The sequence below is a fragment of the Micromonospora sp. Utrum1 genome (assembly GCF_057197805.1).
Genome location: NZ_CM170071.1, coordinates 7089868 through 7113307 on the forward strand (window position 1 = coordinate 7089868; position 23440 = coordinate 7113307).

27 protein-coding genes are annotated in these 23440 nt (G+C 73.3%); 12 read left to right on the forward strand and 15 right to left on the reverse strand.

All coding sequences use genetic code 11. The features are described from left to right. Window positions 1–51: 51 nt before the first annotated feature. Both AC0OLQ_RS33400 and AC0OLQ_RS33405 read right to left on the reverse strand, forming a co-directional pair. Window positions 52–714, reverse strand: coding sequence for a hypothetical protein (locus AC0OLQ_RS33400; protein WP_484529447.1), 663 nt, complete (start codon window positions 712–714; stop codon window positions 52–54). After that, the gene (locus AC0OLQ_RS33405; protein ID WP_357334473.1) at window positions 711–1310 is read right to left on the reverse strand and encodes a helix-turn-helix domain-containing protein; all 600 of its coding nucleotides are present in this window, start codon (window positions 1308–1310) and stop codon (window positions 711–713) included. Before AC0OLQ_RS33405 ends, AC0OLQ_RS33400 begins: the two co-directional genes overlap by 4 nt. Window positions 1311–1421: 111 nt before the next feature. Between AC0OLQ_RS33405 and AC0OLQ_RS33410 the strand changes: the two genes are divergently transcribed. Then, window positions 1422–2219: an alpha/beta fold hydrolase gene (locus AC0OLQ_RS33410; RefSeq protein WP_484529448.1), complete on the forward strand. Its 798-nt coding sequence runs from the start codon at window positions 1422–1424 to the stop codon at window positions 2217–2219. A gap of 9 nt (window positions 2220–2228) precedes the next feature. Here AC0OLQ_RS33410 and AC0OLQ_RS33415 read toward each other — a convergent pair whose 3' ends face one another. The 4 genes from AC0OLQ_RS33415 to AC0OLQ_RS33430 form a co-directional block, all read right to left on the reverse strand. Beyond that, a complete protein-coding gene (locus tag AC0OLQ_RS33415) occupies window positions 2229–3188 on the reverse strand; it encodes an asparaginase (RefSeq protein ID WP_484529449.1) in 960 nt (319 codons plus the stop codon). Between the two features lie 94 nt (window positions 3189–3282). Beyond that, on the reverse strand, window positions 3283–4110 hold the full coding sequence (locus AC0OLQ_RS33420) for a beta-keto acid cleavage family enzyme (protein WP_484529450.1): 828 nt from the start codon (window positions 4108–4110) through the stop codon (window positions 3283–3285). Window positions 4111–4228: 118 nt separating this feature from the next. Further along, window positions 4229–5341: a CAF17-like 4Fe-4S cluster assembly/insertion protein YgfZ gene (gene ygfZ / locus AC0OLQ_RS33425; RefSeq protein ID WP_484529451.1), complete on the reverse strand. Its 1113-nt coding sequence runs from the start codon at window positions 5339–5341 to the stop codon at window positions 4229–4231. Further along, window positions 5342–5767 carry a Fur family transcriptional regulator gene (locus tag AC0OLQ_RS33430; RefSeq protein WP_357334461.1) on the reverse strand — a complete coding sequence of 142 codons (426 nt, stop codon included), beginning with the start codon at window positions 5765–5767 and terminating at the stop codon, window positions 5342–5344. It abuts the gene before it with no gap. Between the two features lie 67 nt (window positions 5768–5834). Here AC0OLQ_RS33430 and AC0OLQ_RS33435 point away from each other — a divergent pair, with 67 nt between their 5' ends. Beyond that, complete coding sequence (locus AC0OLQ_RS33435) at window positions 5835–6683, forward strand: aminotransferase class IV (protein ID WP_484529452.1); 849 nt, start codon at window positions 5835–5837, stop codon at window positions 6681–6683. A gap of 92 nt (window positions 6684–6775) precedes the next feature. On the opposite strand, the gene AC0OLQ_RS33440 is transcribed toward AC0OLQ_RS33435, so the two are convergent. Together AC0OLQ_RS33440 and mtfM are read right to left on the reverse strand one after the other, a co-directional pair. After that, the gene (locus tag AC0OLQ_RS33440; RefSeq protein WP_357334456.1) at window positions 6776–7366 is read right to left on the reverse strand and encodes a heme-binding beta-barrel domain-containing protein; all 591 of its coding nucleotides are present in this window, start codon (window positions 7364–7366) and stop codon (window positions 6776–6778) included. Continuing rightward, window positions 7360–7464 carry a small membrane protein MtfM gene (gene mtfM, locus AC0OLQ_RS33445; RefSeq protein ID WP_046570768.1) on the reverse strand — a complete coding sequence of 35 codons (105 nt, stop codon included), beginning with the start codon at window positions 7462–7464 and terminating at the stop codon, window positions 7360–7362. The genes AC0OLQ_RS33440 and mtfM overlap by 7 nt, the downstream gene beginning before the upstream one ends. A gap of 12 nt (window positions 7465–7476) precedes the next feature. On the opposite strand from mtfM, the gene AC0OLQ_RS33450 reads away from it, so the two are divergent. The 3 genes from AC0OLQ_RS33450 (at window position 7477) to AC0OLQ_RS33460 (ending at window position 10368) form a co-directional block, all read left to right on the forward strand. Next, entirely contained in the window at window positions 7477–7851 is a 375-nt protein-coding gene (locus AC0OLQ_RS33450) for a DsrE family protein (protein WP_357334453.1), read from the forward strand. An 85-nt stretch (window positions 7852–7936) separates the two neighbouring features. Then, a complete protein-coding gene (locus AC0OLQ_RS33455; RefSeq protein ID WP_357334451.1) occupies window positions 7937–8317 on the forward strand; it encodes an SCP2 sterol-binding domain-containing protein in 381 nt (126 codons plus the stop codon). Continuing rightward, window positions 8314–10368 (forward strand): amylo-alpha-1,6-glucosidase, encoded by a 2055-nt coding sequence (locus AC0OLQ_RS33460; protein ID WP_484529453.1) that lies wholly within the window; start codon window positions 8314–8316, stop codon window positions 10366–10368. Before AC0OLQ_RS33455 ends, AC0OLQ_RS33460 begins: the two co-directional genes overlap by 4 nt. 9 nt (window positions 10369–10377) lie before the next feature. Here AC0OLQ_RS33460 and AC0OLQ_RS33465 read toward each other — a convergent pair whose 3' ends face one another. From AC0OLQ_RS33465 to AC0OLQ_RS33490, 6 genes are all read right to left on the reverse strand, one after another. Next, window positions 10378–11241, reverse strand: a complete 864-nt coding sequence (locus AC0OLQ_RS33465) for a hypothetical protein (protein WP_484529454.1) — start codon at window positions 11239–11241, stop codon at window positions 10378–10380. 114 nt (window positions 11242–11355) lie between these two features. Further along, window positions 11356–11679, reverse strand: a complete 324-nt coding sequence (locus AC0OLQ_RS33470) for a DUF1416 domain-containing protein (protein WP_357334443.1) — start codon at window positions 11677–11679, stop codon at window positions 11356–11358. A gap of 5 nt (window positions 11680–11684) precedes the next feature. Then, a complete protein-coding gene (locus AC0OLQ_RS33475) occupies window positions 11685–12533 on the reverse strand; it encodes a sulfurtransferase (protein WP_484529455.1) in 849 nt (282 codons plus the stop codon). Window positions 12534–12737: 204 nt separating this feature from the next. Continuing rightward, entirely contained in the window at window positions 12738–12815 is a 78-nt protein-coding gene (locus AC0OLQ_RS33480; protein WP_311202345.1) for an Ms5788A family Cys-rich leader peptide, read from the reverse strand. Between the two features lie 82 nt (window positions 12816–12897). Then, complete coding sequence (locus AC0OLQ_RS33485) at window positions 12898–13683, reverse strand: LmeA family phospholipid-binding protein (protein WP_357334439.1); 786 nt, start codon at window positions 13681–13683, stop codon at window positions 12898–12900. A 79-nt stretch (window positions 13684–13762) separates the two neighbouring features. After that, window positions 13763–14803 (reverse strand): hypothetical protein, encoded by a 1041-nt coding sequence (locus AC0OLQ_RS33490; RefSeq protein ID WP_484529456.1) that lies wholly within the window; start codon window positions 14801–14803, stop codon window positions 13763–13765. A gap of 252 nt (window positions 14804–15055) precedes the next feature. On the opposite strand from AC0OLQ_RS33490, the gene AC0OLQ_RS33495 reads away from it, so the two are divergent. From AC0OLQ_RS33495 to pstB, 7 genes are all read left to right on the forward strand, one after another. Then, the gene (locus AC0OLQ_RS33495) at window positions 15056–15769 is read left to right on the forward strand and encodes a winged helix-turn-helix transcriptional regulator (protein ID WP_357334434.1); all 714 of its coding nucleotides are present in this window, start codon (window positions 15056–15058) and stop codon (window positions 15767–15769) included. A 153-nt stretch (window positions 15770–15922) separates the two neighbouring features. Then, window positions 15923–16792: a polysaccharide deacetylase family protein gene (locus tag AC0OLQ_RS33500; protein WP_484529457.1), complete on the forward strand. Its 870-nt coding sequence runs from the start codon at window positions 15923–15925 to the stop codon at window positions 16790–16792. 66 nt (window positions 16793–16858) lie between these two features. Beyond that, complete coding sequence (mshD, locus tag AC0OLQ_RS33505; protein WP_484529458.1) at window positions 16859–17785, forward strand: mycothiol synthase; 927 nt, start codon at window positions 16859–16861, stop codon at window positions 17783–17785. A 298-nt stretch (window positions 17786–18083) separates the two neighbouring features. Continuing rightward, a complete protein-coding gene (gene pstS / locus AC0OLQ_RS33510) occupies window positions 18084–19187 on the forward strand; it encodes a phosphate ABC transporter substrate-binding protein PstS (protein ID WP_484529459.1) in 1104 nt (367 codons plus the stop codon). 44 nt (window positions 19188–19231) lie between these two features. Beyond that, window positions 19232–20317: a phosphate ABC transporter permease subunit PstC gene (pstC, locus tag AC0OLQ_RS33515; protein WP_357334424.1), complete on the forward strand. Its 1086-nt coding sequence runs from the start codon at window positions 19232–19234 to the stop codon at window positions 20315–20317. A 58-nt stretch (window positions 20318–20375) separates the two neighbouring features. Further along, entirely contained in the window at window positions 20376–21464 is a 1089-nt protein-coding gene (gene pstA, locus AC0OLQ_RS33520) for a phosphate ABC transporter permease PstA (protein ID WP_357334422.1), read from the forward strand. 20 nt (window positions 21465–21484) lie between these two features. Next, entirely contained in the window at window positions 21485–22261 is a 777-nt protein-coding gene (gene pstB / locus AC0OLQ_RS33525; protein ID WP_357334420.1) for a phosphate ABC transporter ATP-binding protein PstB, read from the forward strand. 160 nt (window positions 22262–22421) lie between these two features. On the opposite strand, the gene AC0OLQ_RS33530 is transcribed toward pstB, so the two are convergent. Next, window positions 22422–23249: an NUDIX hydrolase gene (locus tag AC0OLQ_RS33530; RefSeq protein WP_484529460.1), complete on the reverse strand. Its 828-nt coding sequence runs from the start codon at window positions 23247–23249 to the stop codon at window positions 22422–22424. Window positions 23250–23440: the final 191 nt, after the last annotated feature.

The window sequence follows — 23440 nt, forward strand, 5'->3', positions numbered from 1 at the left end:
CCCCGGAAACGTCCGACAGGACGCTGTCCGGGGTCTCGGTCCAGCTTCGACTCACTCGGCGGCCGGGCGGGTCCGCTTCGTGGTCTTCGGCAGCTTCGCCGAGGGGGTGTCGGCCTTGGCGGTGGTCGCCTTGGCCCGGGTCCGCTTGACGGCGGGCTTGGCCTCGACGACCGCGGCCACCTCGGCCGGGGTGGGGACCTCGGCCGGCGCGACCGGGGTGGTGTCGGCCTCGGTCGCCTCGATGTCGGCGTTCACCGTGTCGGCGGCTTCCAGCACGCCCGCGCCGACGACCCGCTCACCGCGGGCGACCAGCTCGGCGTACGCGGCCAGGGCCCGCTCCTGCGCGGCCTGCGCGCCGGCCAGCACGGCGGCGGCGTTGCGGCCGGCGGCCTCCCGCAGCTTGTCCAGGTTGGCGGCCTCCCGGAGCTTGTCCAGGTTGGCGGCCTCGCGCAGCTTGTCCAGGTCGAGGTCGGCGGAGCCGGCCTTCTCCCGGAGCTCGGTCGCGGTCAGGTTGGCGGTCTTCAGCGTCTCGGTCGCCCGCTGGCGCAGCTCGAAGCCGGTGAGGACGGCCTTGCCACCGAGGTCGGCGACGACCCGAACGCCGAGGCCACTGACCACGGTGGGCAGCTTGCGCAGCTGCTGGAGGGCCAGCTCGCCGGCGCCGGCGGCGGCGTAGACGGGGGCGGGGATGCGGTTGGTCTTCGGCTGGGTCATGACTGCTCCTCTTCGGCCGCACCGGCGGCCTTTCGGACCACCGTGCGGGCGGTCTTCTTCTGGGGGACGGCGGTGCTCGGGGCGGGCGCCGGGCCCGCCTCGGTGACGGCGACCGACTCGAGGACCGCCTCGGTCGGGGTGCCGTCCGGCGTCGTGGGGCCGGTCGCAGCCGGCGCGACGGTGGCCGGGGCCTCCGGCGCCGTGCCCGGCTCGGTCGGTTCGGTGGCCTGCGCCGCGGCCGTCGCCTCGGCGAGGCGCGCGTTCTCCCGACGGAACGTCTCGTAGATCTGGGTGAGCGACTGCTTCTGGGCCATGGTCAGCTCGGGGTCGACGGCGATCGCCGCGAGCACGCCCTGCCCCTCCTTGTCGTCCAGCAGCCCGGCGCGGAGGTACATGGCCGGGGTGGAGACGCGCAGCGCGCTGGCGAGCTGCTGGAGCACCTCGGCGCTCGGCTTGCGCAGGCCGCGCTCGATCTGGCTCAGGTAGGGGTTGCTGACGCCGGCCTGCTCGGCGAGCTGACGCAGTGAGATCTTGGCGTTGCGCCGCAGGTCGCGAATGAACCCGCCGACGTCGGGAAGATCCTTGCTGGTGGCCATGACCCCACGCTAGCCCGTGGTGCTAGCTGCTGCAAGCGAAACGCTTGCCGGAGTTAGCGAGGTCACGGACAGCCGGTTGCGCGCCCGGCGTCCGGTCCGTACGGTTCCCCCGTGGTCAAGATCGAAGTCAATGGCGCCTCTTTCGCGTACGACGAGGCCGGCACCGGCAGCCCCGTGGTGCTGTTGCACGCGGGCATCGCCGACCGCCGGATGTGGCGGAGCCAGCTGTCCGCGCTCGCCGCCCGGCACCGGGTCATCGTCCCCGACCTGCGCGGCTACGGCGACTCCGAACTGCCACCCACCCCGTTCGCTCACCACGACGACGTCATCGGGCTGCTCGACGCGCTGGGCGTCGCGCAGGCCGCCCTGGTCGGCTGCTCGTTCGGCGGCAAGGTCGTGGTGGACACCGCGCTGGCGTACCCCGACCGGGTCGCCGCGCTGGCCCTCTTCGGCGCCCCGGTCTCCGGCAACGAGTGGTCCGAGGAGACCGAGCAGCTCTGGGAGGAGCTGGTCGGTGACGTGGACCCGGAGGACTTCACCGCGACCGCGGCCGGCGAGGTGCGGTTCTGGGTGGTCGGCCCGACCCGCGAGCCGGCCGACGTCGACCCGGAGCTGATCCGGTTCGCCGAGGAGATGGACCGCCGGGCGCTCGCCGCCGAGCAGGCGCTCAGCGCGGTCGAGGCGGGCGAGCTCGATCCGCCGGCGATCGACCGGCTGGCCGAGCTGTCGATGCCGGTGCTGGTCGGCGCGGGCGCAGACGACCTGGCCGACATCCGCCGGCTGGCCGACCGGATCGCCGCCGAGGCCCCGCGGGGCGTGCGGCTGCCGGACGTGCCGGACGCCGGTCACCTGCTGCCGCTGGAGCGCCCCGAACCGGTCAACGCCGCGCTGCTCGACTTCCTCCGCTGAGCGGCCCGGTCACCAGACCGGGCGGACCGCCCCGACCGGCAGGCCGCCGCCGAGCAGCGGCACCTCGGCGTACTCGGTCAGCACCGGGGCCTCGACGCCGAGCCGGCGCAGCGCCGACACCAGCACCGGCATCCGGGCCCGTGCGGCGCCGTCGTCGATCTTGAGCGCGACCGCGCCGACCCCCGGCACCGCCGCCGCGATCACGCCCTCCGCGCCGACCTTGGCCAGCAGCCCGGGTACGCCGCGCATCAGCCGGGTGTCGTCGGCCTGGGTGCCGCCCACCAGTTCCGGGTACGCCCGCATCGCGTCGGCCACGGTCCGCTCGACGGTGCCTGGCTCGGCGGAGACCAGCCGCAGGAAGGCCCGCGCCAGCCCGGTCAGCGAGACGGCCAGCACCGGAGCGCCGCAGCCGTCCACCCCGACGGCCGCCGCCCGCTCGCCGGTGAACTCCTCGATCGCGGCGCTGAGCCGCTGCTGGAGCGGGTGCTCGGGGCGCCAGTAGCCGTCCAGCGGCCAGCCGGCGGTCAGGCAGGTGAGCAGCATCCCGGTGTGCTTGCCGGAACAGTTCATCAGGGTCCGGGTCCGCCCGCCCCCGGCGCGCAGCACCGCTTCCCGGGCCGCCTCGCCGACCGGCAGGTCCGGCGGGCAGTGCAGCGCCTCCTCGGTCAGGCCGGCGCCGCGCAGCAGGGCGGTCACCCGCTCGACGTGGAACTCCTCGCCGGCGTGGCTCGCCGAGACCAGCGCCACGTCGGCCGGATCGGTGAGCGGCAGGCCGGCCCGGAGCATCCCGATCGCCTGCATCGGCTTGTTGGACGACCGGGGGAAGATCGCCGAGCTGGTGTCCCCCGTCCCGGACACCGGCGCGCCGGTGGCGTCGAGCACCGCCACGGAGCCACGGTGGACGCCCTCCACGAACCCGGACCGGACCACCTCGGCGAGCGGCACGCCGCCCTCGTACGTCTTTCCCACGGGGTGGACGGTACCGACGGCCTCAGCGAGCCCGGCACCGGGGTGACCAGCGGCGTCGGCCGCCGGCGTACAGGGGTGCGGGGCGGACCGTCGCTTACAGGCCGAGCAGCGCCCGGGCCTCGGCGGTGGTCAGCGGCGGACGCTGGGCGAGCTGGGCGAAGCCGACCGCCCGGGCGACGAGTTGCATGTTGGACTCGACCGGCCGGCCCTTGGCGTAGGTGACCGTGTCCTCCATGCCAACCCGGAGGTGACCGCCGGCCGAGAGCGAGGCCAGCATCACCGGGATGGTGCTGCGGCCGATGCCGGTGGCCGAGAAGGTGGTGCCCTCGGGCAGGTCGCGCAGCATCTGCTGGGCGGCGACCAGGGTGGCCGTGGTGCCCGGCATGCCCCCCGGCACGCCCATCACGAAGTCGACGTGCACGTGCCCGCCGTGCGGCAGGCCGTACTTGCCGAGCAGCCGCTGGAGCGCGGTGAGGTGGCCGAGGTCGAAGATCTCGTACTCGGGGACGACGCCCCGCTCCTGCATCCGGGTGTGCAGGTCGACGATGAACTCCCAGCGGTTGAGGAACACGTCGTCGCCGAAGTTGACCGTGCCCATGGTGCAGGAGGCCATGTCCGGGGCGGCGTCGAGCACGGCCAGCCGGGCGGCCTCCGGGTCGGTTACCGCGCCGCCGGAGGAGAGCTGCACGATGAGGTCGGTGCTCTGCCGCAGCGCCGCCACGGTCTCCCGCAGCCGGCCCTGGTCGAGGGTGGGCTTCGCCTCGTCGTCGCGGATGTGGACGTGGATCACGGCGGCGCCGAGCGCCTCGCACTCCTTGGCGGTCAGCAGCAGCTCGTCGAGGGTCACCGGCAGCGCCGGCACCTCCGCCTTGGCCGACTCCGCGCCGGTGGGGGCAACCGTGATCAACGTCCCTGTGGTCATGCCGGGATCCTAAACCGCCGACTCCCCTCCGGTCGACAGCCGGAACGCAGCAGAATCGGGTGCGACGACCACCGGAAGCGGAAGATTTTCCGCCTTACGGCCGCCAGGACGACATCCCTTACGCCGGATCGATGGCGGCGGCCGTTTCGCCGACCATCAGCCGGGCGTCGTCGGCCACGTTGCGCTTGAGCACGGCGAGGGCGATCTGACCCAGCTCGAAGTGGTGCACCGCGGTGCCGACGAAGCCGACCGCCCGGCCGTCCAGGGTCACCGGCGTGCCGGCGGCCGGCGGCTGGTCGGTGGTCACCCCGTCCAGGTGCAGCAGGACGAGCCGGCGCGGCGGCTTGCCCATGTTGTGCACCCGGGCCACCGTCTCCTGCCCGCGGTAGCAGCCCTTGTCCAGGTGCACGGCCGGGCCGATCAGGCCCACCTCGGCGGGGATGGTCCGGTGGTCGGTGTCCACCCCGGCCCGCGCCCGCCGGGCGGCCACCCGCACCGCCTCGTACGCCCACAGCCCGGCCACCGGCACGCCGGCGCCGCGCAGTTCCTCGACCACCCCAGCCATGGCCGGGCGAGGCACCAGCAGGTCGACGCCGAGCGCCACCCGCCGGGCCCAGCCGCCGACCGCCAGCGGCTTCACGTCGTACACCACGGAGGGCCGGGGCGGCAGCTCGCCGGAGCGGAACTTCGGACCCGGCACCGCGACCACGTCCGGCTCGGCCAGCCCGGTGACCCCGAGGGTGTCGAGCGCGCCGGTGGCCTCCGGCCCGACCAGCGAGAGCAGTGCGTGGTCGGCCGTGACGTCGCGCGGGTCGACCTTGCTGAAGAACCGCATCTTCTCCAGGTAGGACAGCAGACCGCCGGTCATTCCGGGTTCGGTGTCCAGCCAGGTGGTCTCGCCGTCCTCGGCGACCATGGCGTGCTGCTCGACGTGCCCGTGCGGCGAGAGCACCAGCAGCTCGGTGCCCTGCCACGGACGCAGCGCGGCCAGGTGCTGGCTGGTCAGCGTGTGCAGCCAGGTCATCCGCTCCTCGCCCGGCACCGCGACCACCCCGCGGTGCGAGCGGTCGACCAGGCCGACGCCGGTGGTCAGGGTGCGCTGCTCGCGCATCGGGTCGCCGTAGTGGGCGGCCACCGGGCCGACCCCGGCCGCCCGGTGCGCCGGCTCCGGCTGGTCCCGGGTCTCCTCGTCGATGGCCTCGGCCGTGACCGCTCCCGCGATGTCGATCATTTACGCTCCCCGTCCCTCGCACTGGCCGCAGACGCCGAAGAGCGCCACGTGCCCGATGTCGACCCGGAATCCCCGCTGCGCGGCCAACTGGTCGGCGAGCGGCCGGAGCAACTCGGGGTCGATCTCGTCGATCGCGCCGCACTCCCGGCAGACCAGGTGGACGTGCTGGTGCTCACCGGCCGCATGGTAGGTCGGCGAACCGTGCGACAGGTGGGTGTGGGTCACCAGCCCGAGCCGTTCCAGCAGCTCCAGCGTGCGGTAGATGGTGGTGATGTTGACCCCGGCGGCCACCTCGCGGACCGCCGTGTGCACCTGCTCCGGCGTGGCGTGCCCCAGGTCCAGGACAGCCTGGAGGACCAGCTGCCGCTGCGCCGTCAGCCGCAGCCCACGGGAGCGGAGCAGTTCCGCCAGGGAGGATTCGGACACCGTTCGATCATAGTTCGGCCGCCGCGCCGGTCCGCCCGCCGCCGGGGTACGCCACTACGCTGCGCTCGTGGTGGCGACGCGGGTGGCCGTGCCGGGCCGGGGTCTGGTGCCGGCCGGCGAGCCGGTGCTGCGCGGCGACGACCGGGGCGTGCTGCACGGCGACGGCCTCTTCGAGACCCTGCACCTGCGCGGCGGACGGCCCTGGCTGCGCGACGCCCACCTGGCCCGGCTGCGGGCCGGTGCCGCCGCGATCGGGCTGCCCCTGCCCCCCGACGACGTGCTGGTCGAGCTGCTCGACACGGTTCGCGCGGGCTGGCCGCCGGAGGTCGAGGGCGCCGTGCGGCTGGTCTGCACGCGGGGCCCGGAGGGCGGCGGGCCACCCACGGTGTACGCGACGCTGGGCGAGGTGCCGGCGGCCGCGCGGCGGGCCCGGCGGGACGGGGTGACGGTCGCCACCCTGCCGCTCGGGGTGGCCGCCCGCTCCCGCCCCGAGCTGGGCTGGCTCCCGGTCGGGGTCAAGTCCACCTCGTACGCGCTGAGCACCGCCGCCCGCCGCTGGGCGGAACGGGTCGGCGTGGACGACGTCCTCTGGGTCTCCACCGACGGCTACGTACTGGAGGCGCCCACCGCGAACGTCGTCTGGCTGAGCGACGGCACCCTCTGCACGGTCCCGGCCGCGGCCACCGGGATCCTCCCCGGCGTCACCGCCCGGTGGCTCCTGGACCACGCGGGCGAGCTGGGCCTCAGGGCCGACGAACGCCTGCCCACCCCGACCGACCTGCACGAGGCCGACGCCATCTGGCTCACCTCGTCCCTCCGCGGCCTGGCCGAGGTGACCGCCCTGGACAAAACCCCCCGCCCACACTCCCCCCTGACCGCCCCCCTCCTCACCCTCCTGGGCTTCCCCACTGATTGATCATGAGGTTGGCGGCGTTCGACGTCCGATTTGTCGCCGCCAACTTCATGATCAACGGGATGGCCCGGCCGGAAGGCCGGGGTGGGCGGGGGTCAGCCGGCTACGCGGGTCAGGCGGGCGGAGAGGTGAGGGCTCAGGGCGTGGCCCATGGCGGCCATCTCCTGGGCGTAGAGGAGGGCGCCCTCGACGATGCCGAAGAGGCGGGCGCCGGCGGTGACCTCCTTGGCCGTGGCCGTGCGGACCACCGCGTCGGTGGCGAACTCGATCTGGGTGCCCTTGCGCTTGCCGATGTGCAGCTCCATCACGCCGGTGGGCGTGGTCATCAGCGCTTCCAGCTCGTCGGTGACCCGGTCGCCGTCCAGCACCGGACGCCACCAGCCCACCTCGCGGCCGGCCGGGCGGACCGGACGGCTCTGCTCGTCGAGGATCCAGGCGCGGGACTCGTAGAACAGGAAGGGCCGGCCGTCGTGGCTGATCCGGATCTCCTGGGCGAAGTCGAAGTCCTCGATGGTGGGGAAACCGCCGCGACCCCGCCCGCGCCACACCCCGATGTACGGCAGCAGCCCGTCCAGGCTCCGGTGCAGCTTCGGGCCGACACGCAGGTCGTGGCTCTCCTCGTACGGGTACGGGTCGACCGGCGGCGCGTTCAGCCACGGCGGCTGGAGCGGGTTCTCGCTCACCATTTTCCTCTCGAGATGCGAACAGCGAGGTAGACGAGGCCACCGGCGAGCGCGCCGAGGCCGGCGACCAGCAGGCTGACGAACCCGATCTCGGTAACCATCCCGGTCATCCTATGCTGGGCGTCATGGCCCGCACTCTCGTCGTCAAGGCCACCGCCGGCGCGGACGCCCCGGAGCGCTGCGCACAGGCCTTCACCGTCGCCGCCACCGCGGCCGCCGCCGGCGTCGACGTCTCGCTCTGGCTCACCGGGGAGTCGACCTGGTTCGCGCTGCCCGGGCGCGCGCAGGACTTCGAACTGCCGCACTCCGCGCCGCTGGCCGAGCTGCTGCACGTCATCCTGACCACCGGCAAGGTGACGGCCTGCACCCAGTGCGCGGCCCGCCGCGACATCGGCCCGGGCGACGTGATCCCCGGCGTGCGGATCGCCGGGGCGGCGGTCTTCGTCGAGGAGGTAATGGCCGAGGGCGCCCAGGCCCTCGTCTACTGACCCTCCCGGCCACGCGGCGAATGTCCGTTCCGCGTGGACTGCCGATCCTGGCCCGACATGTCCCACCGCTGCCTACGATTCGAATGTGGGTGAGGCGGCCGAGCGGTTCTTCGCATCCCTGCCGGCGCGTGCTCCGGCGGTGCTGCGCGGTCCGACCCGTGGTCGCATCCAGCTGGACCTGACCACCGAGAACCGCACCGAGCATTGGTACCTGGAGCTGGCGCCCGGGACCGTCCGGGTGAGCCGGGAGCAACTGCCGGCCGACGCCGTCTTCACGGTCAGCGCCGACCTCTTCGAGGATCTGGTCACCGGCCGGCAGGCCGGCATGGCGGCGGTGCTGCGCAACGAGGCCACCTTCAGCGGCAACGTGGTGCTGTTCCTGGTGTTCCGCCGGTTCTTCCCCGGTCCGCCCGGCGTCCGGGACCCCCGGGAGACCGCCCGCGAACACGTCCGGCGGTCGGGATGAGGGAACGCGTCAGCATCCTGGACGGCAACACCTTCCTGGTCAGCGACCGGCGCGGCGACATCGAGCCGTCGTTCGACTTCCCCACCGGGCTCTTCTCCTTCGACACACGGTTCGTCTCCACCTGGATCCTCACCCTCAACGGGCAGCGGCTGGACGCGCTCTCGATCGACGACTCGCTGTCGTACCGGACCCGGTTCTTCCTGGTGCCCGGCGAGCCGACGCACTACCTGGACGCCAAGGTCTCGATGATCCGCAGCCGGTCCATCGGCGGCAGCTTCGAGGAGGAGCTGACCCTGCTCAACCACTCCGGCCAGGAGGTGGAGTTCACCCTCCGGCTGGACGTCGGCTCCGACTTCGCCGACCTGTTCGAGATCAAGCACCAGCGGCAGAAGAAGGGGCACACCACGCCCACGGTCAGCGAGAACCAGCTGCGGCTCACCTACCGGCGGGAGGGGTTCCACCGGGAGGCGGTGGTGGCCAGCACGGCGCCGGCCGACGTCGACCGGGAGGGGATGACCTTCCGGCTCCGGGTCGCGCCGCACGGCGAGTGGACCACCCGGCTGCAGGTGGCCACGATGATCTTCGGGGCGCGCGGAGAGGACATCCGGGCCACCCTGCCGCTCGGCGGGCACCGCTCGGTGGCGGCCATTCACGCCGAGCAGAACGAGCTGATCGAGCGGGCCCCGAAGCTGGGCTGCGACTGCGAGCCGCTGGCCGGGGCGTACCGGCGCAGCCTGAACGACCTGGCCGCCCTCCGGTACGAGTCGATCGCGCTGGGCGTACGGCTGCTCGCCGCCGGCCTGCCGTGGTTCATGACCCTGTTCGGGCGGGACAGCATCTTCACCTCGCTCCAGGTGCTGCCGTTCCTGCCCGACCTGGTCCCGCCGACCATCCTCATGCTGGCCGCCCTCCAGGGCAGCCGGCTGGACGACTTCCGGGACGAGGAGCCCGGCAAGATCCTGCACGAGCTGCGCTACGGCGAGACCGCCGGCTTCCAGGAACAGCCGCACGCGCCGTACTACGGCTCGGCCGACACCACGGCGCTCTTCGTGATCCTGCTCGACGAGTACGAGCGGTGGACCGGGGACACGAAGCTGATCAAGCAGCTGGAGCACGAGGCCCGGAGCGCGCTGGACTGGCTCGACACGTACGGGGACCTGCTCGGCACCGGCTACGTCTCGTACATGACCCGCAATCCGGAGACCGGCCTGCAGAACCAGTGCTGGAAGGACTCCTGGGACTCGATCTCCTACTCCGACGGGCGGCTGCCGGACTTTCCCCGAGCCACCTGCGAACTCCAGGGCTACGCGTACGACGCCAAGTTGCGGGGCGCCCGGCTGGCCCGGACCTTCTGGAACGACCCGGCGTACGCCGACCGGCTGGAGCGCGAGGCGGCGGCGCTGAAGGAGCGGTTCAACCGGGACTTCTGGATCCCGGAGCGGGAGTACTACGCGCTCGCCCTCGACCCCGACGGGCGGCACGTGGACGCCCTCTCCTCCAACATCGGCCACCTGCTCTGGAGCGGCATCGTCGACGAGTCGCGGGCGGCGACGGTGGCCGGGCACCTGCTCGGGCCCAAGCTCTTCTCCGGCTGGGGCGTGCGGACCCTCGCCGACGACCAGGGCCGCTACAACCCGATCGGTTACCACGTCGGCACGGTCTGGCCGTTCGACAACTCGATCATCGCTTGGGGCCTGTGGAAGTACGGGTTCCGGGACGAGGCGGGCCAGATCTGCGACGCGATGCTCGGCGCGTCCCGCTACTTCAACGGCCGGCTCCCCGAGGCGTTCGCCGGCTACGAGCGCGACCTCACCGACTACCCGGTGGAGTACCCCACCGCGTGCAGCCCGCAGGCCTGGTCGGCCGGCACCCCGCTGCTGCTGCTGCGGGTGATGCTCGGCCTGGAACCGCAGGGCGACCACCTGATCATCGATCCGACCGTCCCGAGCGGGATGGGCCGGGTGGAGCTGCTGGACATCCCCGGCCGGTGGGGCCGGGTGGACGCGCTGGGCCGCAGCCGCACGCCGCACGACCACGGCACCGGGCACTGACGGGCCGGATCAGGCCCGGCAGGGACTGGTGACCGCCACCCGGACCCGGTCGTCGACCCGCTCGGCCAGCACCGCGAAGCTGCCCCGCAGCGCGTATTCGTCAGCGGAGTCGCGGAGCACCGGGGAGCCGTCGGCGGCGTCCCGGAAGGCCGCCGCCAGCGGAGACCCGGCCGGCCCGCCGGCCGTCTCCGCCCGCGCCGTGCGAGCCGAGCCGCCCTCGGGGCAGGGTGCCACGAGCACCTGGACCGCCCCGGCGGCACCGCCCCAGCGCATCGCGGCCCGCCGCGCCTCCGCGGTCTCGGCCACCGCGTCGGCTGCCGGGGTCCGGTAGCCCGCACCCACCGGGCGGCAACCGGTGGCGGCGGTGAGCAGCACCCGCCCGGGTGCGCCGGCCCGGCCCTCGACCGCGACGAACTCCCCGGCGTCGGCGCGCAGCACCGGCTCGCCGTCGAACGTGGAGACGCCCGCCCGCCAGTCCGCCGGCAGCCGGTCGGCCACCCGCTGGAGCAGCCCGCGTACGTCGTCGCCGGCCAGCACGACCTCCACGCCGCGCTCCAGCTCGGCGCCGTCCTCGAACGGGGTGACCCGGCAGCCGCGCTCGATCCGGTCCGGCAGGAGGGCGGGCACCCCGTCCCGACCGACCGCGGCGGTCAGCCGGCCGAGCGCCCGGTCCACCACCGGCCCGGCCTGGTCCAGCGGACGCTGCTCCTTGACGGTCGGCGGGTCCTGCCGCACCGACCACCAGGTCAGCCCGGCGAGCAGCACAGCCCACGCCACCGTGGCGGCCACCAGCCAGCGCAGCCGGCGCCGGCCGGAGGCCGGCTGGTCGGGACGGGTCGGCGGGGCGTATCCCCCCTGGACGGCACCACTCACCGGGCCATGGTGTCACGCGGCGACGAGCTGCCCGGTCACGCCCGGCGTCCCGCCCCCGGAACGCCCGTGGCCCGCCGCCCCGGGTGGGGCGACGGGCCACGATCAGAGCGTGGGTCAGGCGGCGACCGTGACGGTCACCTCGTTGATCCCGCGGGCGGCGGCGACGGCGGTGTCGCCGTTGCCGTGCCGGGAGAGCGCCCGCAGGGTCCAGTCGCCCGGCGCCGCGAAGAACCGGAACTGGCCGGCCGGCGAGGTCACCACCTCGGCGGTGAACTCGCCCGTCGAGTCGAGCAGCCGGACGTACGCGCCCGGCACGACCTCGCCGGACTCGGCCTTGACCAGGCCGGTGATGACGGTCTCCTTCTCCAGGTCCAGGCTGGCCGGAAGGGGGGCGGCCTGGTCCGGGGCGGCGCAGCCCGCGGCGGTGGGAGCAGTCATGGGGATCAGGCCTCCCCGGGCTCGTCGCCGAGCGCGACCGGCACGCCGACCAGCGAGCCGTACTCGGTCCAGGAGCCGTCGTAGTTCTTCACGTTGCGGTGGCCGAGCAGCTCCTGCAGGACGAACCAGGTGTGCGAGGAGCGCTCGCCGATCCGGCAGTAGGCGATGGTCTCCCTGCTGTCGTCCAGCCCGGCGTCGGCGTAGATCCGGCGCAGCTCGTCGTCGGACTTGAACGTGCCGTCCTCGTTGGCGGCCTTCGACCACGGGACGCTGATCGCGGTCGGCACGTGGCCGGCCCGCTGCGCCTGCTCCTGCGGGAGGTGGGCCGGGGCGAGCAGCCGGCCGGCGTACTCGTCGGGGCTGCGCACGTCGACCAGGTTCTTGGTGCCGATCGCGTCGACCACCTCGTCGCGGAAGGCGCGGATCGAGGTGTCCGCCGCCTGCGCCACGTACTGCGTCGCCGGGCGGTCCACCTTGTCCGTCACCAGCGGGCGGGCGTCCAGTTCCCACTTCTTGCGGCCGCCGTCGAGCAGCTTGACGTCGCGGTGGCCGTAGAGCTTGAAGTACCAGTACGCGTACGCGGCGAACCAGTTGTTGTTGCCGCCGTAGAGGATGACGGTGTCGTCGTTGGCGATGCCGCGCGCGGAGAGCAGCGCCGCGAACTGGGCCTGGTTGACGAAGTCCCGGCGCACCGGGTCCTGCAGGTCGGTACGCCAGTCGAGCTTGACGGCGCCCGCGATGTGGCCGGTGTCGTAGGCCGAGGTGTCCTCGTCGACCTCGACGAAGACGACGCCCGGGGCGTCGATGTTCTTCTCGGCCCACTCGGCCGAGACGAGTGCGGTGTCGCGACTCATCAGATCACTCCCTGTGAGGATGGATGGTGAGCCTGCGCGCGGAGATCGAAGTCGGTGATTGTCGCACCACGCGCGGGACCCAGAGCTAGGAACGGATCACGGGTACGTGCGACGGCGCCGCTGCCGGGCGATCAGGGGGAAAACCGGAGGGTACGCGGACCCTGCGTGCCGGTGGCCGCTATGCGACCGAGGACAGCCCCGCCGTCAGATGACGGGGCGACACAGGCAGGTGGCCACGCGGCACAGGTCGACCGCGCGCCGTTTGGTGAGGAGCGTCCCCATGGAGAGGGACACTACCAGCCGGCCCGGCCGGCGCCAGCGGACCGACCAGCATCCGGGACACCGCCCGGGCGGCGGACGGGCCTCAGCCGGCGGAGTTGATCGGCACGTTCCGCGCGTCGGCGTCGACCACGAGGCCCTCCGGCCTCGGCTCCACCTTGCGCACGTTGAGCTGGAAGGGCAGCTCCGGCAGGGGCACGTCGACGGAGATGCCCTTGGCGTAGTTGGCCAGCAGCGTCTTGGCGAGCGGCAGGTTGGGCAGGCCCTCGGCGGTCACGTCGTTGAAGCGCAGGGCCACCTTGCCGTTGGCGACCGTCACGTCGGCGGTGCCGTTGACGGTGAGCTTGGCGCCGAGGATGTCCACCGGCGCGGTGACCGCGAGCTTGCCGTTCCGCTCGCCGAGGGTGAGCCCGGGCCGGTCGAGCAGCTTCGCCAGGCTGTCGTAGGTCACCGTGCCCCGGCCGTCGACGGTCTCGGCCACCACGTCACCCTGTCCGGAGCGGAGGGTGTCCAGCGACGCCTTGACGTTGCGGGCGTCGACGTCCAGCCGCGGCACGCTGACCGCGTCGCCCTGCACGTTGCCCGTCACGTCGGTCAGCACGATCGAGATGCGCTCGTACTTCCCGGCGAGCACCTGGGTGAGGAACGGGAAGCCACCGACCTCGACCTTGGGCGCCGAGGACTGCGCGTCCTGCTTGGCGACCTCCTTCTTCACCTGGTCGGCGATAGCCCGCTCGGCCACGCCGGCGGCCACCCGGTCGGCGACGATCAGGAGCCCGGCCAGGACCAGCAGCAGGACGACGAAACCGACCAGCACCTTCCGGCCCCGCCGTCGGGGCCGGCCCTCGTTCGCCGGGTACGTCTCCGCCACGCCGCCTCCTGCCCTCGCCACCGATCACCGCGTCTCGCGCCGCAACCGTACTTACCCGAGGCGCCGTTTCCCCAATCGCTCAGAGGAAGAGCACGCACATGGCGTACGCGGCCGGCGCGGCGAGCGCGAAGCCACCCAGCGGGCCCTGCATGTGCCGGGCGACCCACATGGTCGGCGTCTCGCCGGCCATCAGCCGGCCCGCCTCGGCGTAGCCGACGGCGAGGTCGGCCAGCACGGCGGTTCCCGCGGTGACCAGGCCGACCAGCGCGGCGCTGGTCGGGGTGAAGCCGACCAGGTAGCTGCCGAGCACGGCGCTGGTCAGGGTGCCGAGCATGGCGCCGGCGACCACGCCGGCGGCGCCCCGGGGCACCTGCGGGGCGAGCCGGGGCCGGGGGACCACCGCGTCGGTCAGCCGGGCCACCAGCAGGGCCACCCCGGTCGCGGTGAGGCAGACGGTGATCGCCTGGGTGCCCTTCGGGATCCGGCTGAGCACGATGAGCGTGGCGAAGGCAACCACCCCCACCACGATGAGCAGGGTGCTGCCCAGCGAGTCGGTGACCCGCACCCGGTCCACCCGGCGGAACAGCTGGCCGAGCACGCCGAGCACGAAACCGGCGGCGGCGGCGTAGCCGAGGGGGGCCAGGCCGGCGATCTCCGACTGCACGGCCGCGGCGTCGGCGATCCCGGCCGCACCGGCGCTGACCAGCGCGACGACCAGCAGCGCGGGCGGGCGCATGGCCATCGTCCAGGCGAGCACGAAGAGCAGTTGGACGCCGAAGATGATGAACGCGAAGGGCAGCCGGTGCCCCGGGCCGGCCGTCTGCGCGCCGAGCACCAGACCGACGCCGAGCAGCGCGGCGAAGCCCGCGACGGTCAGCGCCAGCGAGCGGCGCACCGGGACCGGCGGCACCTCCTCCTCGGGCGCCTCGTCGGGCTCGTCGTCCGGGCGCCGCCCCGGCCCGCCCTTGCGGAGCCGGCGGGGACCCTTGCGCGCCCGCCCGTCGTCGGCGGCCGGACCGGTTCGCGGGGCCGGCGGGTAGCCATGGGCGGGGCCGGCGGGCCCGGGAGCCGCGTCGGGCCACGGGCCACGGCCGGTGTCGGGCGAGGTGGAGGGAAACACGCCCCGATCGTGCCAGACCGGGCCGGCCCCGCGGAGTCACGGTTTCGGCAACGTTAAAACCTGAGCCGCGATCAAGGGCAGATCAGACAAACAGGAAAGGGCACAGAGGTGAAGGCCGGGCGATCGGTTACGCTCAAGCCGTTACCCGCCCGTCAGCGACGCCGGGACCCACGCAAATTCTCAGCGCCACCCCCCGGTGGGAGTGCCGCTGGTCGCGCGCGGCCGGAGCGCCGCCGGGACGGAGGTGATCGTGTGGAGCTCCTGCTTCTGGTGACCGCGCGCGCAGGTGAACCATCGGCCGTGCTGCCGGCGCTCGACCTGCTGCCGCACTCGGTCCGCACCGCGCCGCGCGACGTGCGCACGCTCGTCTCCGGCCCGACCCCGGACGCCGTCCTGGTCGACGCCCGCGCGGAGCTGAGCGAGGCCCGCGCGACCTGCCGGATGCTGCACGCCACCGGGCTGGGCGTCCCGCTGGTCGCGGTCGTCACCGAGGCCGGTCTCATCGCGCTCAACGCCGACTGGGGCGTGGACGACGTGATCCTCGCCGGGGCGGGGCCGGCGGAGGTGGAGGCACGGCTGCGGCTCGCGGTCGGCCGGTTGAGCAACGCGACGGCGGGCGCCGGCGGCTCGATCCGGGCCGGCGAGCTGACCATCGACCCGGACACCTACGCGGCCAAGCTGAAGGGCCGCCCGCTCGACCTCACCTACAAGGAGTTCGAGCTGCTGAAGTTCCTCGCCCAGCACCCGGGCCGGGTGTTCACCCGGGACCAGTTGCTCCGCGAGGTCTGGGGCTACGACTACTTCGGCGGCACCCGCACGGTCGACGTGCACGTCCGGCGGCTGCGGGCCAAGCTCGGCTCCGAGTACGAGTCGATGATCGGCACGGTGCGTCAGGTGGGCTACAAGTTCGTCGTGCCGCCGTCGCGCTCGCTGCCGGAGTCGGAGCCCGCCCCGCTCTCCGTCTGACGGAGCCCCACACCCTCCCCCATCGGGCGAGGTTTTCCCCTTATGCCCGTTTTGCTCGGCCGGTCAGACCTAATCTGACTGCCGGATCTGCCGGGCAAAGGGGGCGACGGTGCGTGTGATGACCACGGGGGCGACGAACGGTCGGCCCTCCTGATGCCGGCCTCGACGCTGCGCGCGGCCGGGATGGTGACGCTGGTGGCGGCAGCGCTGCTCGGCTCGGCGTACGCGCTGGGGCGCAGCCTGGTGCCCGAGCACCCGCCGCAGGGCACCGGCGTGGCCGCCAGCGTCCACGCCCCGCGCTACGGCGACCAGCCGCCCAGCACCGACTTCCCCGGCCCGCCCGGCGGCGGTTACGGCGGGCCGAGCCCCGACGCCAGCCCGAGCGCGCCGGACCAGGCCCGCCAGGGCGACGACAGCGAGGGCCCGTACGGCGCGCAGATCACCACCGGCTCCGCCCGCGTCGCACTGACCTTCGACGACGGCCCCGACCCACACTGGACCCCGCAGGTGCTCGCGCTGCTCAAGGAGTACGGCGTGAAGGCCACCTTCTGCGTGGTCGGCGAGAACGTGGAGAGCCACCCGGACCTGGTCCGGTCGATCGTGGCCGACGGGCACACCCTCTGCAACCACTCCTGGAACCACGACATCGGCCTGGGCAAGCTCTCGCCGGAGGCGATCCGGAACGACCTGCTGCGCACCAGCGACGCGATCCGGGCGGCCGCGCCGGACGCGCGGATCGCGTACTTCCGGCAGCCGGGCGGGGCCTGGACGAACCCGGTGGTGTCGGTCTGCGAGGAGCTGGGCATGACGCCGCTGCACTGGGCGGTGGACCCGAGCGACTGGCAGGCGCCCGGCGCCGACCGGATAGTCGACACGGTGCTGTCGCAGACCAAGCCGGGCTCGATCGTGCTCATGCACGACGCGGGCGGCGACCGGTCCGGCACGGTCGAGGCGTTGCAGCACCTGCTCCCCGAACTGCTGCACCGCTACCAGCTCGAGGCGCTGCCCACCGGCACCACGTGACCACCGCCACCGGCCGGTGCCCGCGTCCGGCATGATCGGCGGCTCGCCGGCCGCTACGGTGGCGGGATGAGCAGCACCGCGCCGACCGCCGACCGTGTCGCCCGCGCCGACCGGCTCGCGCCGGACGAGGTCGCCGAGGTGCTGGCGCTCGCGCGCGCAGGCGGCGACACGGACGGCGCCGACCCGCTCGACGAGCACGTACTGCTCCGGCTGCGCGACCCGCAGGCGCCCGCCGTGCACCTCACCGCCAGGGCGGCCGACAACACCCTGACCGGGTACGCCCACCTCGACACCACCGACCCCGCCGAGGGGATCGGGGTGGAGCTGGTGGTGCATCCGGCGTACCGGCGGCGCGGCACCGGCCGGGCGCTGGCCCGGGGCGTGCTGGCCGCCGCCGCCGGACCGCTGCGGGCGTGGGCGCACGGCGACCACCCGTCGGCCGCCGCGCTCGCGGTCGACCTGGGCTTCACCCGCGCCCGGGTGCTCTGGCAGCTGCGCCGCCCGCTGACCGCCGCGCTGCCCGAGCCGGCCCTGCCCGACGGGGTGCGGCTGCGCGCGTTCCGCCCCGGTGCGGACGACGACGCCTGGCTGGCGGTGAACAAAGCGGCCTTCGCCCAGCACCCCGAGCAGGGCCGGTGGACCACGGCTGACCTGCGGGTACGCCTCGCCGAGCCGTGGTTCGACCCGGCCGGCTTCCTGCTCGCGGAGGACTCGGCCACCGGCCGGCTGCTCGGCTTCCACTGGACCAAGGTGCACGAGCGCCCGGGCTCGGCTCGGATCGGCGAGGTCTACGTGCTCGGCGTGGACCCGTCCGCGCACCGCGGCGGCCTGGGCCGGGCGCTCACCACCGCCGGCCTGGCCTACCTGCGGGACCGGCGCGGGCTGGACCGGGTGATGCTCTACGTGGACGAGTCGAACACGGGGGCGGTGGCCCTCTACGAGCGGGTCGGCTTCGCCCGCTGGTCGGCGCACGTCAACTACCACCTGGGCTGAGCGCCGAACCCACCCCCACGTCCCGGACAGCGGTCACGGCCGCGTCACGCGATGGACTCGGCCGGATAACGGCTGCCCGGAAAAATCGTATTATTAGCGATAGTGGGCCCGCGAGTTCACGAAATGGACAACGGGCCCTCAGGCTACGGCCACCCGGCCGGCCGCGCCTGTTCATTCTCCGTTCACTTCCGACCGGCAAACCGTCTACCTGGCACTTCTACCTTTCGTGTCAGCCGGTCAGCGCCGGCACCCGGGAGACCGGGCGACCTGACCAAAGACGTGAAGGGAAACCCCTCAGGTGAAGCTCCAGCGGCACGGCGCCATTGCCTGCCTCGCTCTTACCGCGGTGCTCGGTCTCAGCGCTTGCGGCTCGGACAACAACGAGTCGACCAGCACTTCCGCCTCCGGCTCCGCCGCCGCGGCCGACTGCGGCAAGGGCACGCTGAACGCGCAGGGCTCCTCCGCGCAGAAGAACGCCATGGCCGAGTGGATCAAGGCGTACCAGCAGAAGTGCGCCGGCACCACGATCAACTACGAGCCCACCGGCTCGGGCGCCGGCATCCAGGCCTTCGTCGCCGGCACCGCCGACTTCGCCGGCTCCGACTCGGCGCTCAAGCCGGAGGAGCAGCCGCAGGCGGACGCCAAGTGCAGCGGGGGCCAGGCCCTCAACCTGCCGATGGTCATCGGCCCGGTCGCGATCGTGTACAACGTCAGCGGCGTGGACAACCTCCAGCTCACCCCGGCCACCCTGGCGAAGGTCTTCGCCGGCAAGGTGACCAAGTGGGACGACCCGGCCATCAAGGCCGACAACCCGGACGCGAAGCTGCCGTCCACCGCGATCCAGGCGGTGCACCGCTCCGACGAGTCGGGCACCACCGACAACTTCACCAAGTACCTGTCCAAGACCGCCGAGTCCGACTGGACCTTCGGCAACGCCAAGGCCTGGAAGGCCCCGGGCGGCGTCGGCGCGGCCAAGTCCGACGGTGTGGCCAGCAAGGTCAAGAGCACCGACGGCACCATCAGCTACGTCGAGTGGTCCTACGCCGAGAACGGCGGCCTGAAGAAGGCCAAGGTCCGCAACGGCGCCGGTGAGTTCGCCGAGCTGACCGCCGAGTCGGCCGGCAAGACCATCGCCGGGGCCAAGATCGAGGGCCAGGGCAACGACCTGAAGATGTCGATCGACTACAACACCACGCAGGCCGGGGCGTACCCGATCGTCCTGGTGACCTACGAGATCGCCTGCAGCAAGGGCCTCGCGGCCGACAAGCTGCCGCTGGTCAAGGGCCTGCTGGGCCACGCCGCCAGCGCCGAGGGCCAGCAGGACCTGGTCGACCTGGGCTACGCCCCGCTGCCCGAGAGCGTCCGCGCCAAGGTCGAGACCGCGGTCGCGAGCCTCTCCTGACCCGCTGACCGACACACCTCCCCTACCCCGAAGCGAGCGAGCAGATGGGTGACACCCCTCACCGCTCGGCGCACGCCGGCACCGGCGGGACCCGCGTGGCCACGAGCCACGAGTGGCCCGCCGGTGCCTCGGCGCGTGTGGCCGAGCCTCCCGGCATCCCCGGCATGCCCGACAACGGACTGGGTGGCGGCGGCGGGCTGCCCCGGGCCCGGGCCTTCGGCGCGGAACGGGCGTTCCGCGGTCTGACCCTGGCGGCCGGCACCACCGTGCTGGTGGTCATCGCGGCCATCGCGATCTTCCTGATCGCCAAGGCCGTGCCGGCCCTGCGGGCGAACAGCGAGTCCTTCTGGACCTTCGAGGGCTGGTTCCCGAACGACGACCCGCCCACGTTCGGCATCGGCGCGCTCGCCTTCGGCACCGTCCTCAGCTCGCTGCTCGCCCTGCTCATGGCGGTGCCGGTGGCGCTGGGCATCGCCCTCTACCTGTCGCACTACGCCCCGCGCCGGCTGGGCAACGGCCTCGGCTTCCTGATCGACCTGCTGGCCGCCGTGCCCAGCGTGGTCTTCGGGCTCTGGGGCCGGGACTACCTCGCGCAGCCGGTCGCCGACCTGTCGGCCTGGCTGCACCGGTACTTCGGCTGGATCCCGATCTTCGGCGACGGCCCGTACGGGAACTCCATCCTGCTCGGCTCGGTGGTGCTGGCGATCATGGTGCTGCCGATCGTCACCTCGCTCTCCCGCGAGGTGTTCCGGCAGACCCCGACCGCCAACGAGGAGGCCGCGCTCGCGCTGGGCGCCACCCGCTGGGAGATGGTGCGCACCGCCGTCCTGCCCTACGGCCGGCCGGGCGTGATCGCCGCGGTGATGCTGGGCCTGGGCCGGGCGCTCGGCGAGACCATCGCCCTGGCGCTGACCCTGGGCTCCACGTACGCCATCTCGTTCAACGTCCTGCAGAGCGGTGGCAACTCGATCGCCGCGAACATCGCGAACCGGTTCGCCGAGGCGAACGACACCGGCCGGGGCGCGCTGATCGCCTCCGGCCTGGTGCTCTTCGCGATCACGCTGATCGTCAACATCACCGCGCGGGCGATCATCTACCGCCGCCGCGAGTTCACGGAGTCTGCGGCGTGAGCGCGAGGAGTGAGCCGGGGTTGCGAGCCCCGCAGTCGCGAACTGAAGGAAGCCCCGCATGACCACCACCGTCACCTCCCACCGCCCGCAGCCGCCGGCCCAGCCGCTGACGCTGCGGGCCCGGCGACTTCCGGCGTACGCCGCGCCCGTCATCGCCGTCGTGGCGCTGCTGGTCTCGGCCGGCATCGTCTACGGCGCCGGCATCGGCGGCCCGGTCCTAGTCGTGGTCGTCGGCGCGCTGCTCTACCTGGCCGGCCTGCACGTCGCCGCGAACGCCGTGGAGGGCCGCCGGGCCGCCCGCAACCGGACCTGGAGCGCCCTCATCCACTCGGCCTTCGTGCTGGCGGTGCTGCCGCTGGCCTCGGTGGTCTGGACCCTGGTCAGCAAGGGCGCCGAGCGGCTGGACGGCAACTTCTTCGGCACCTCGATGAACAACATCGGGGCCCGGGACGCGAACGGCGGCGCCTACCACGCCATCGTGGGGACCCTGGAGCAGGTCGGCATCGCCACGCTCGTGACCGTCCCGCTCGGCGTGCTCTGCGCGATCTACGTGGTCGAGTACGGCCGGGGCCGGTTCGCCTTCACCATCCGCTTCTTCGTGGACGTGATGACCGGCATCCCGTCGATCGTCACCGGCCTGTTCGTGCTGGCCTTCTGGGTGCTGATCGTCTCGCCGTGGTTCAACGACGGCCGGCCGGGCTTCTCCGGCTTCGCCGCCGCACTGGCGCTGAGCGTGCTCATGCTGCCGACCGTGGTCCGCTCCACCGAGGAGATGCTCCGCCTCGTGCCGGCGCCGCTGCGCGAGGGCGCGTACGCCCTCGGCGTGCCGAAGTGGAAGACCATCCTGCGGGTCGTGCTGCCGACCGCGCTGCCCGGCATCGTCACCGGCATCATGCTCGCCATCGCGCGGGCGGCCGGCGAGACCGCGCCGGTGCTGCTCGTGGCCGGCGGCGGCGCCGCGATCAACTTCAACCCGTTCGAGAACAACCAGTCGTCGCTGGCTCTCTTCGTCTACCAGCAGGCCGGCGAGGCCTCGAAGTACTCGCCGGCACGGGCGTGGACCGCGGCGCTGACCCTGGTCGCCCTCGTCCTCATCCTGACCGTCGCGGCGAAGTTGCTGGCCCGCCGCAACCGGCTCGGCCGATGAACCCCGGAGGTACCACCACCATGGCCAAGCGCATCGAAGCCGCCGACGTCACCGCCTACTACGGCGGGTTCAAGGCGATTGAGAACATCAGCCTGACCGTCGAGCCGAAGACGGTCACCGCCCTGATCGGGCCGTCCGGCTGCGGCAAGTCCACCTTCCTGCGGTCGATCAACCGGATGCACGAGGTGCTGCCGGGGGCCCGGGTCGAGGGCAGCCTGACCATCGACGACCAGGACATCTACGACCGGGACGTGGACGTCACCGCGGTCCGGCGGATGATCGGCATGGTCTTCCAGCGGCCGAACCCGTTCCCGACCATGAGCATCTTCGAGAACGTGGTTGCCGGCCTCCGGCTCAACGGGGTGCGGCGCAAGTCGATCCTGGAGGAGGCCGCCGAGAAGGCGCTCCGCTCGGCGAACCTCTGGGACGAGGTGAAGGACCGGCTCGGCAAGCCCGGCGCGGGCCTCTCCGGCGGTCAGCAGCAGCGGCTCTGCATCGCCCGGACCATCGCGGTCGAGCCGCAGGTGGTGCTGATGGACGAGCCCTGCTCGGCGCTGGACCCGATCTCCACGCTGGCCATCGAGGACCTGATGTTCCAGCTCAAGGACAAGTTCACCATCATCATCGTCACGCACAACATGCAGCAGGCCGCCCGGGTGTCGGACCGGACCGCCTTCTTCTCCATCGAGAAGACCGGCGACCCGGGCCGGCTGATCGAGTACGACAACACCCAGAAGATCTTCAGCAACCCGAGCCGGAAGAAGACCGAGGACTACATCACCGGCCGCTTCGGCTGAGCCGCCGCCGTCCCGGTCCGCGAGGGCCCCGGTCGATCCCGACCGGGGCCCTCGGCGTGTCCACGCCCGACCGGCATCGATCTTGCAGTTTCGGCCCGCGATTCGCCCCGATCCGCCGCATTCGCCCGGGCGGTAAGTGCAAGATCGGCGGGGGCGGGGCTCAGGTCAGGGTGAAGCGGGGTTCGCCGTCCTCGGGGACGTCCAGGCGGGGGGTGATCGGGGTGGCGGCGTCGCGGGTCGCCGCCGCGCGGGCCACGCCGGCCAGGTCGCCGACGGCGGCGACCTCGCCGAGGGTGACCATCGTGGGCGGGAGCATGGTCAGCTCGCCGGCCTCCGCCCGGGCCAGGGCGTCCGCCGGGCGCAGCCACACCGTGTGGTCGGCCTCGCCGGAGACGTCCCGGGTCCGCTGCCCCTCGGGCAGCAGGGCGATGAAGAAGTACGTGTCGAAGCGGCGCGGCTCGAACTCCGGGGTAATCCAACGGCTCCACGGCAGCAGCAGGTCGGAGCGGAGGGTGAGGCCCCGCCCCGCCAGCAGGTCGGCGAAGCCGGTCCGCCGGGCCACCAGGTCCTGCCGGGCCGCCTCCCAGTCGTCACCGCTCACGTCGCCCACCACGGTCCCGCCGTCCGGGCCGGCCAGCAGCACCCCCGCCTCCTCGAAGACCTCCCGGGCTGCGGCGCAGACGACGGCCTGCGCGGCCTCCGGGGCGAGGCGGAGCCGCTCGCCCCAGCCGGCCGGCGTCGGGCCGGCCCAGTCCAGGTGAGCCTGCGAGTCCGAGCGGTCCACACCGCCGCCAGGGAAGGCGTACATCCCACCGAAGGTCATCGCGGCCACCCGGCGGATCAGGTACACCTCGAAGTCGGCGCCGGCCGGGCGGAGCAGCAGCACGGTGGCGGCGACCCGGGGCACGGCCGGCACGCCGCCCTCGGCACGGAACCGGCGGGCGTGCTCCACCAGGGCGGGCGGTGCGGCGAAGCCGTCGATCGTCATGCCCCGAGCCTAGTTCCCGGCAGGTGGATCATCGGATCGCCGGGGCGGTCCGGCCGACACACCGGCGAGGCCCGATCCAGCCGAGGAAACGGGCCGTGAGGTTCGCCGGAGCCGCGCCGGCGTCCAGCTCGGCGAGCTGTTCGGCGGCTTCCGCCTAAGGATCGCCAGGTAGATCGCCAGGGCGGGGCGGT

Excerpts from the sequence above, each read along its gene's own strand:
- AC0OLQ_RS33400 (WP_484529447.1), bottom strand. The coding sequence starts at position 714 with ATGACCCAGCCGAAGACCAACCGCATCCCCGCCCCCGTCTACGCCGCC.
- AC0OLQ_RS33405 (WP_357334473.1), bottom strand. The coding sequence starts at position 1,310 with ATGGCCACCAGCAAGGATCTTCCCGACGTCGGCGGGTTCATTCGCGAC.
- AC0OLQ_RS33420 (WP_484529450.1), bottom strand. The coding sequence starts at position 4,110 with ATGACCACAGGGACGTTGATCACGGTTGCCCCCACCGGCGCGGAGTCG.
- ygfZ (WP_484529451.1), bottom strand. The coding sequence starts at position 5,341 with ATGATCGACATCGCGGGAGCGGTCACGGCCGAGGCCATCGACGAGGAG.
- AC0OLQ_RS33440 (WP_357334456.1), bottom strand. The coding sequence starts at position 7,366 with ATGGTGAGCGAGAACCCGCTCCAGCCGCCGTGGCTGAACGCGCCGCCG.
- mtfM (WP_046570768.1), bottom strand. The coding sequence starts at position 7,464 with ATGGTTACCGAGATCGGGTTCGTCAGCCTGCTGGTCGCCGGCCTCGGC.
- AC0OLQ_RS33450 (WP_357334453.1), top strand. The coding sequence starts at position 7,477 with ATGCTGGGCGTCATGGCCCGCACTCTCGTCGTCAAGGCCACCGCCGGC.
- AC0OLQ_RS33460 (WP_484529453.1), top strand. The coding sequence starts at position 8,314 with ATGAGGGAACGCGTCAGCATCCTGGACGGCAACACCTTCCTGGTCAGC.
- AC0OLQ_RS33470 (WP_357334443.1), bottom strand. The coding sequence starts at position 11,679 with ATGACTGCTCCCACCGCCGCGGGCTGCGCCGCCCCGGACCAGGCCGCC.
- AC0OLQ_RS33475 (WP_484529455.1), bottom strand. The coding sequence starts at position 12,533 with ATGAGTCGCGACACCGCACTCGTCTCGGCCGAGTGGGCCGAGAAGAAC.
- AC0OLQ_RS33480 (WP_311202345.1), bottom strand. The coding sequence starts at position 12,815 with ATGGGGACGCTCCTCACCAAACGGCGCGCGGTCGACCTGTGCCGCGTG.
- AC0OLQ_RS33500 (WP_484529457.1), top strand. The coding sequence starts at position 15,923 with ATGCCGGCCTCGACGCTGCGCGCGGCCGGGATGGTGACGCTGGTGGCG.
- mshD (WP_484529458.1), top strand. The coding sequence starts at position 16,859 with ATGAGCAGCACCGCGCCGACCGCCGACCGTGTCGCCCGCGCCGACCGG.
- pstC (WP_357334424.1), top strand. The coding sequence starts at position 19,232 with ATGGGTGACACCCCTCACCGCTCGGCGCACGCCGGCACCGGCGGGACC.
- pstA (WP_357334422.1), top strand. The coding sequence starts at position 20,376 with ATGACCACCACCGTCACCTCCCACCGCCCGCAGCCGCCGGCCCAGCCG.
- pstB (WP_357334420.1), top strand. The coding sequence starts at position 21,485 with ATGGCCAAGCGCATCGAAGCCGCCGACGTCACCGCCTACTACGGCGGG.
- AC0OLQ_RS33530 (WP_484529460.1), bottom strand. The coding sequence starts at position 23,249 with ATGACGATCGACGGCTTCGCCGCACCGCCCGCCCTGGTGGAGCACGCC.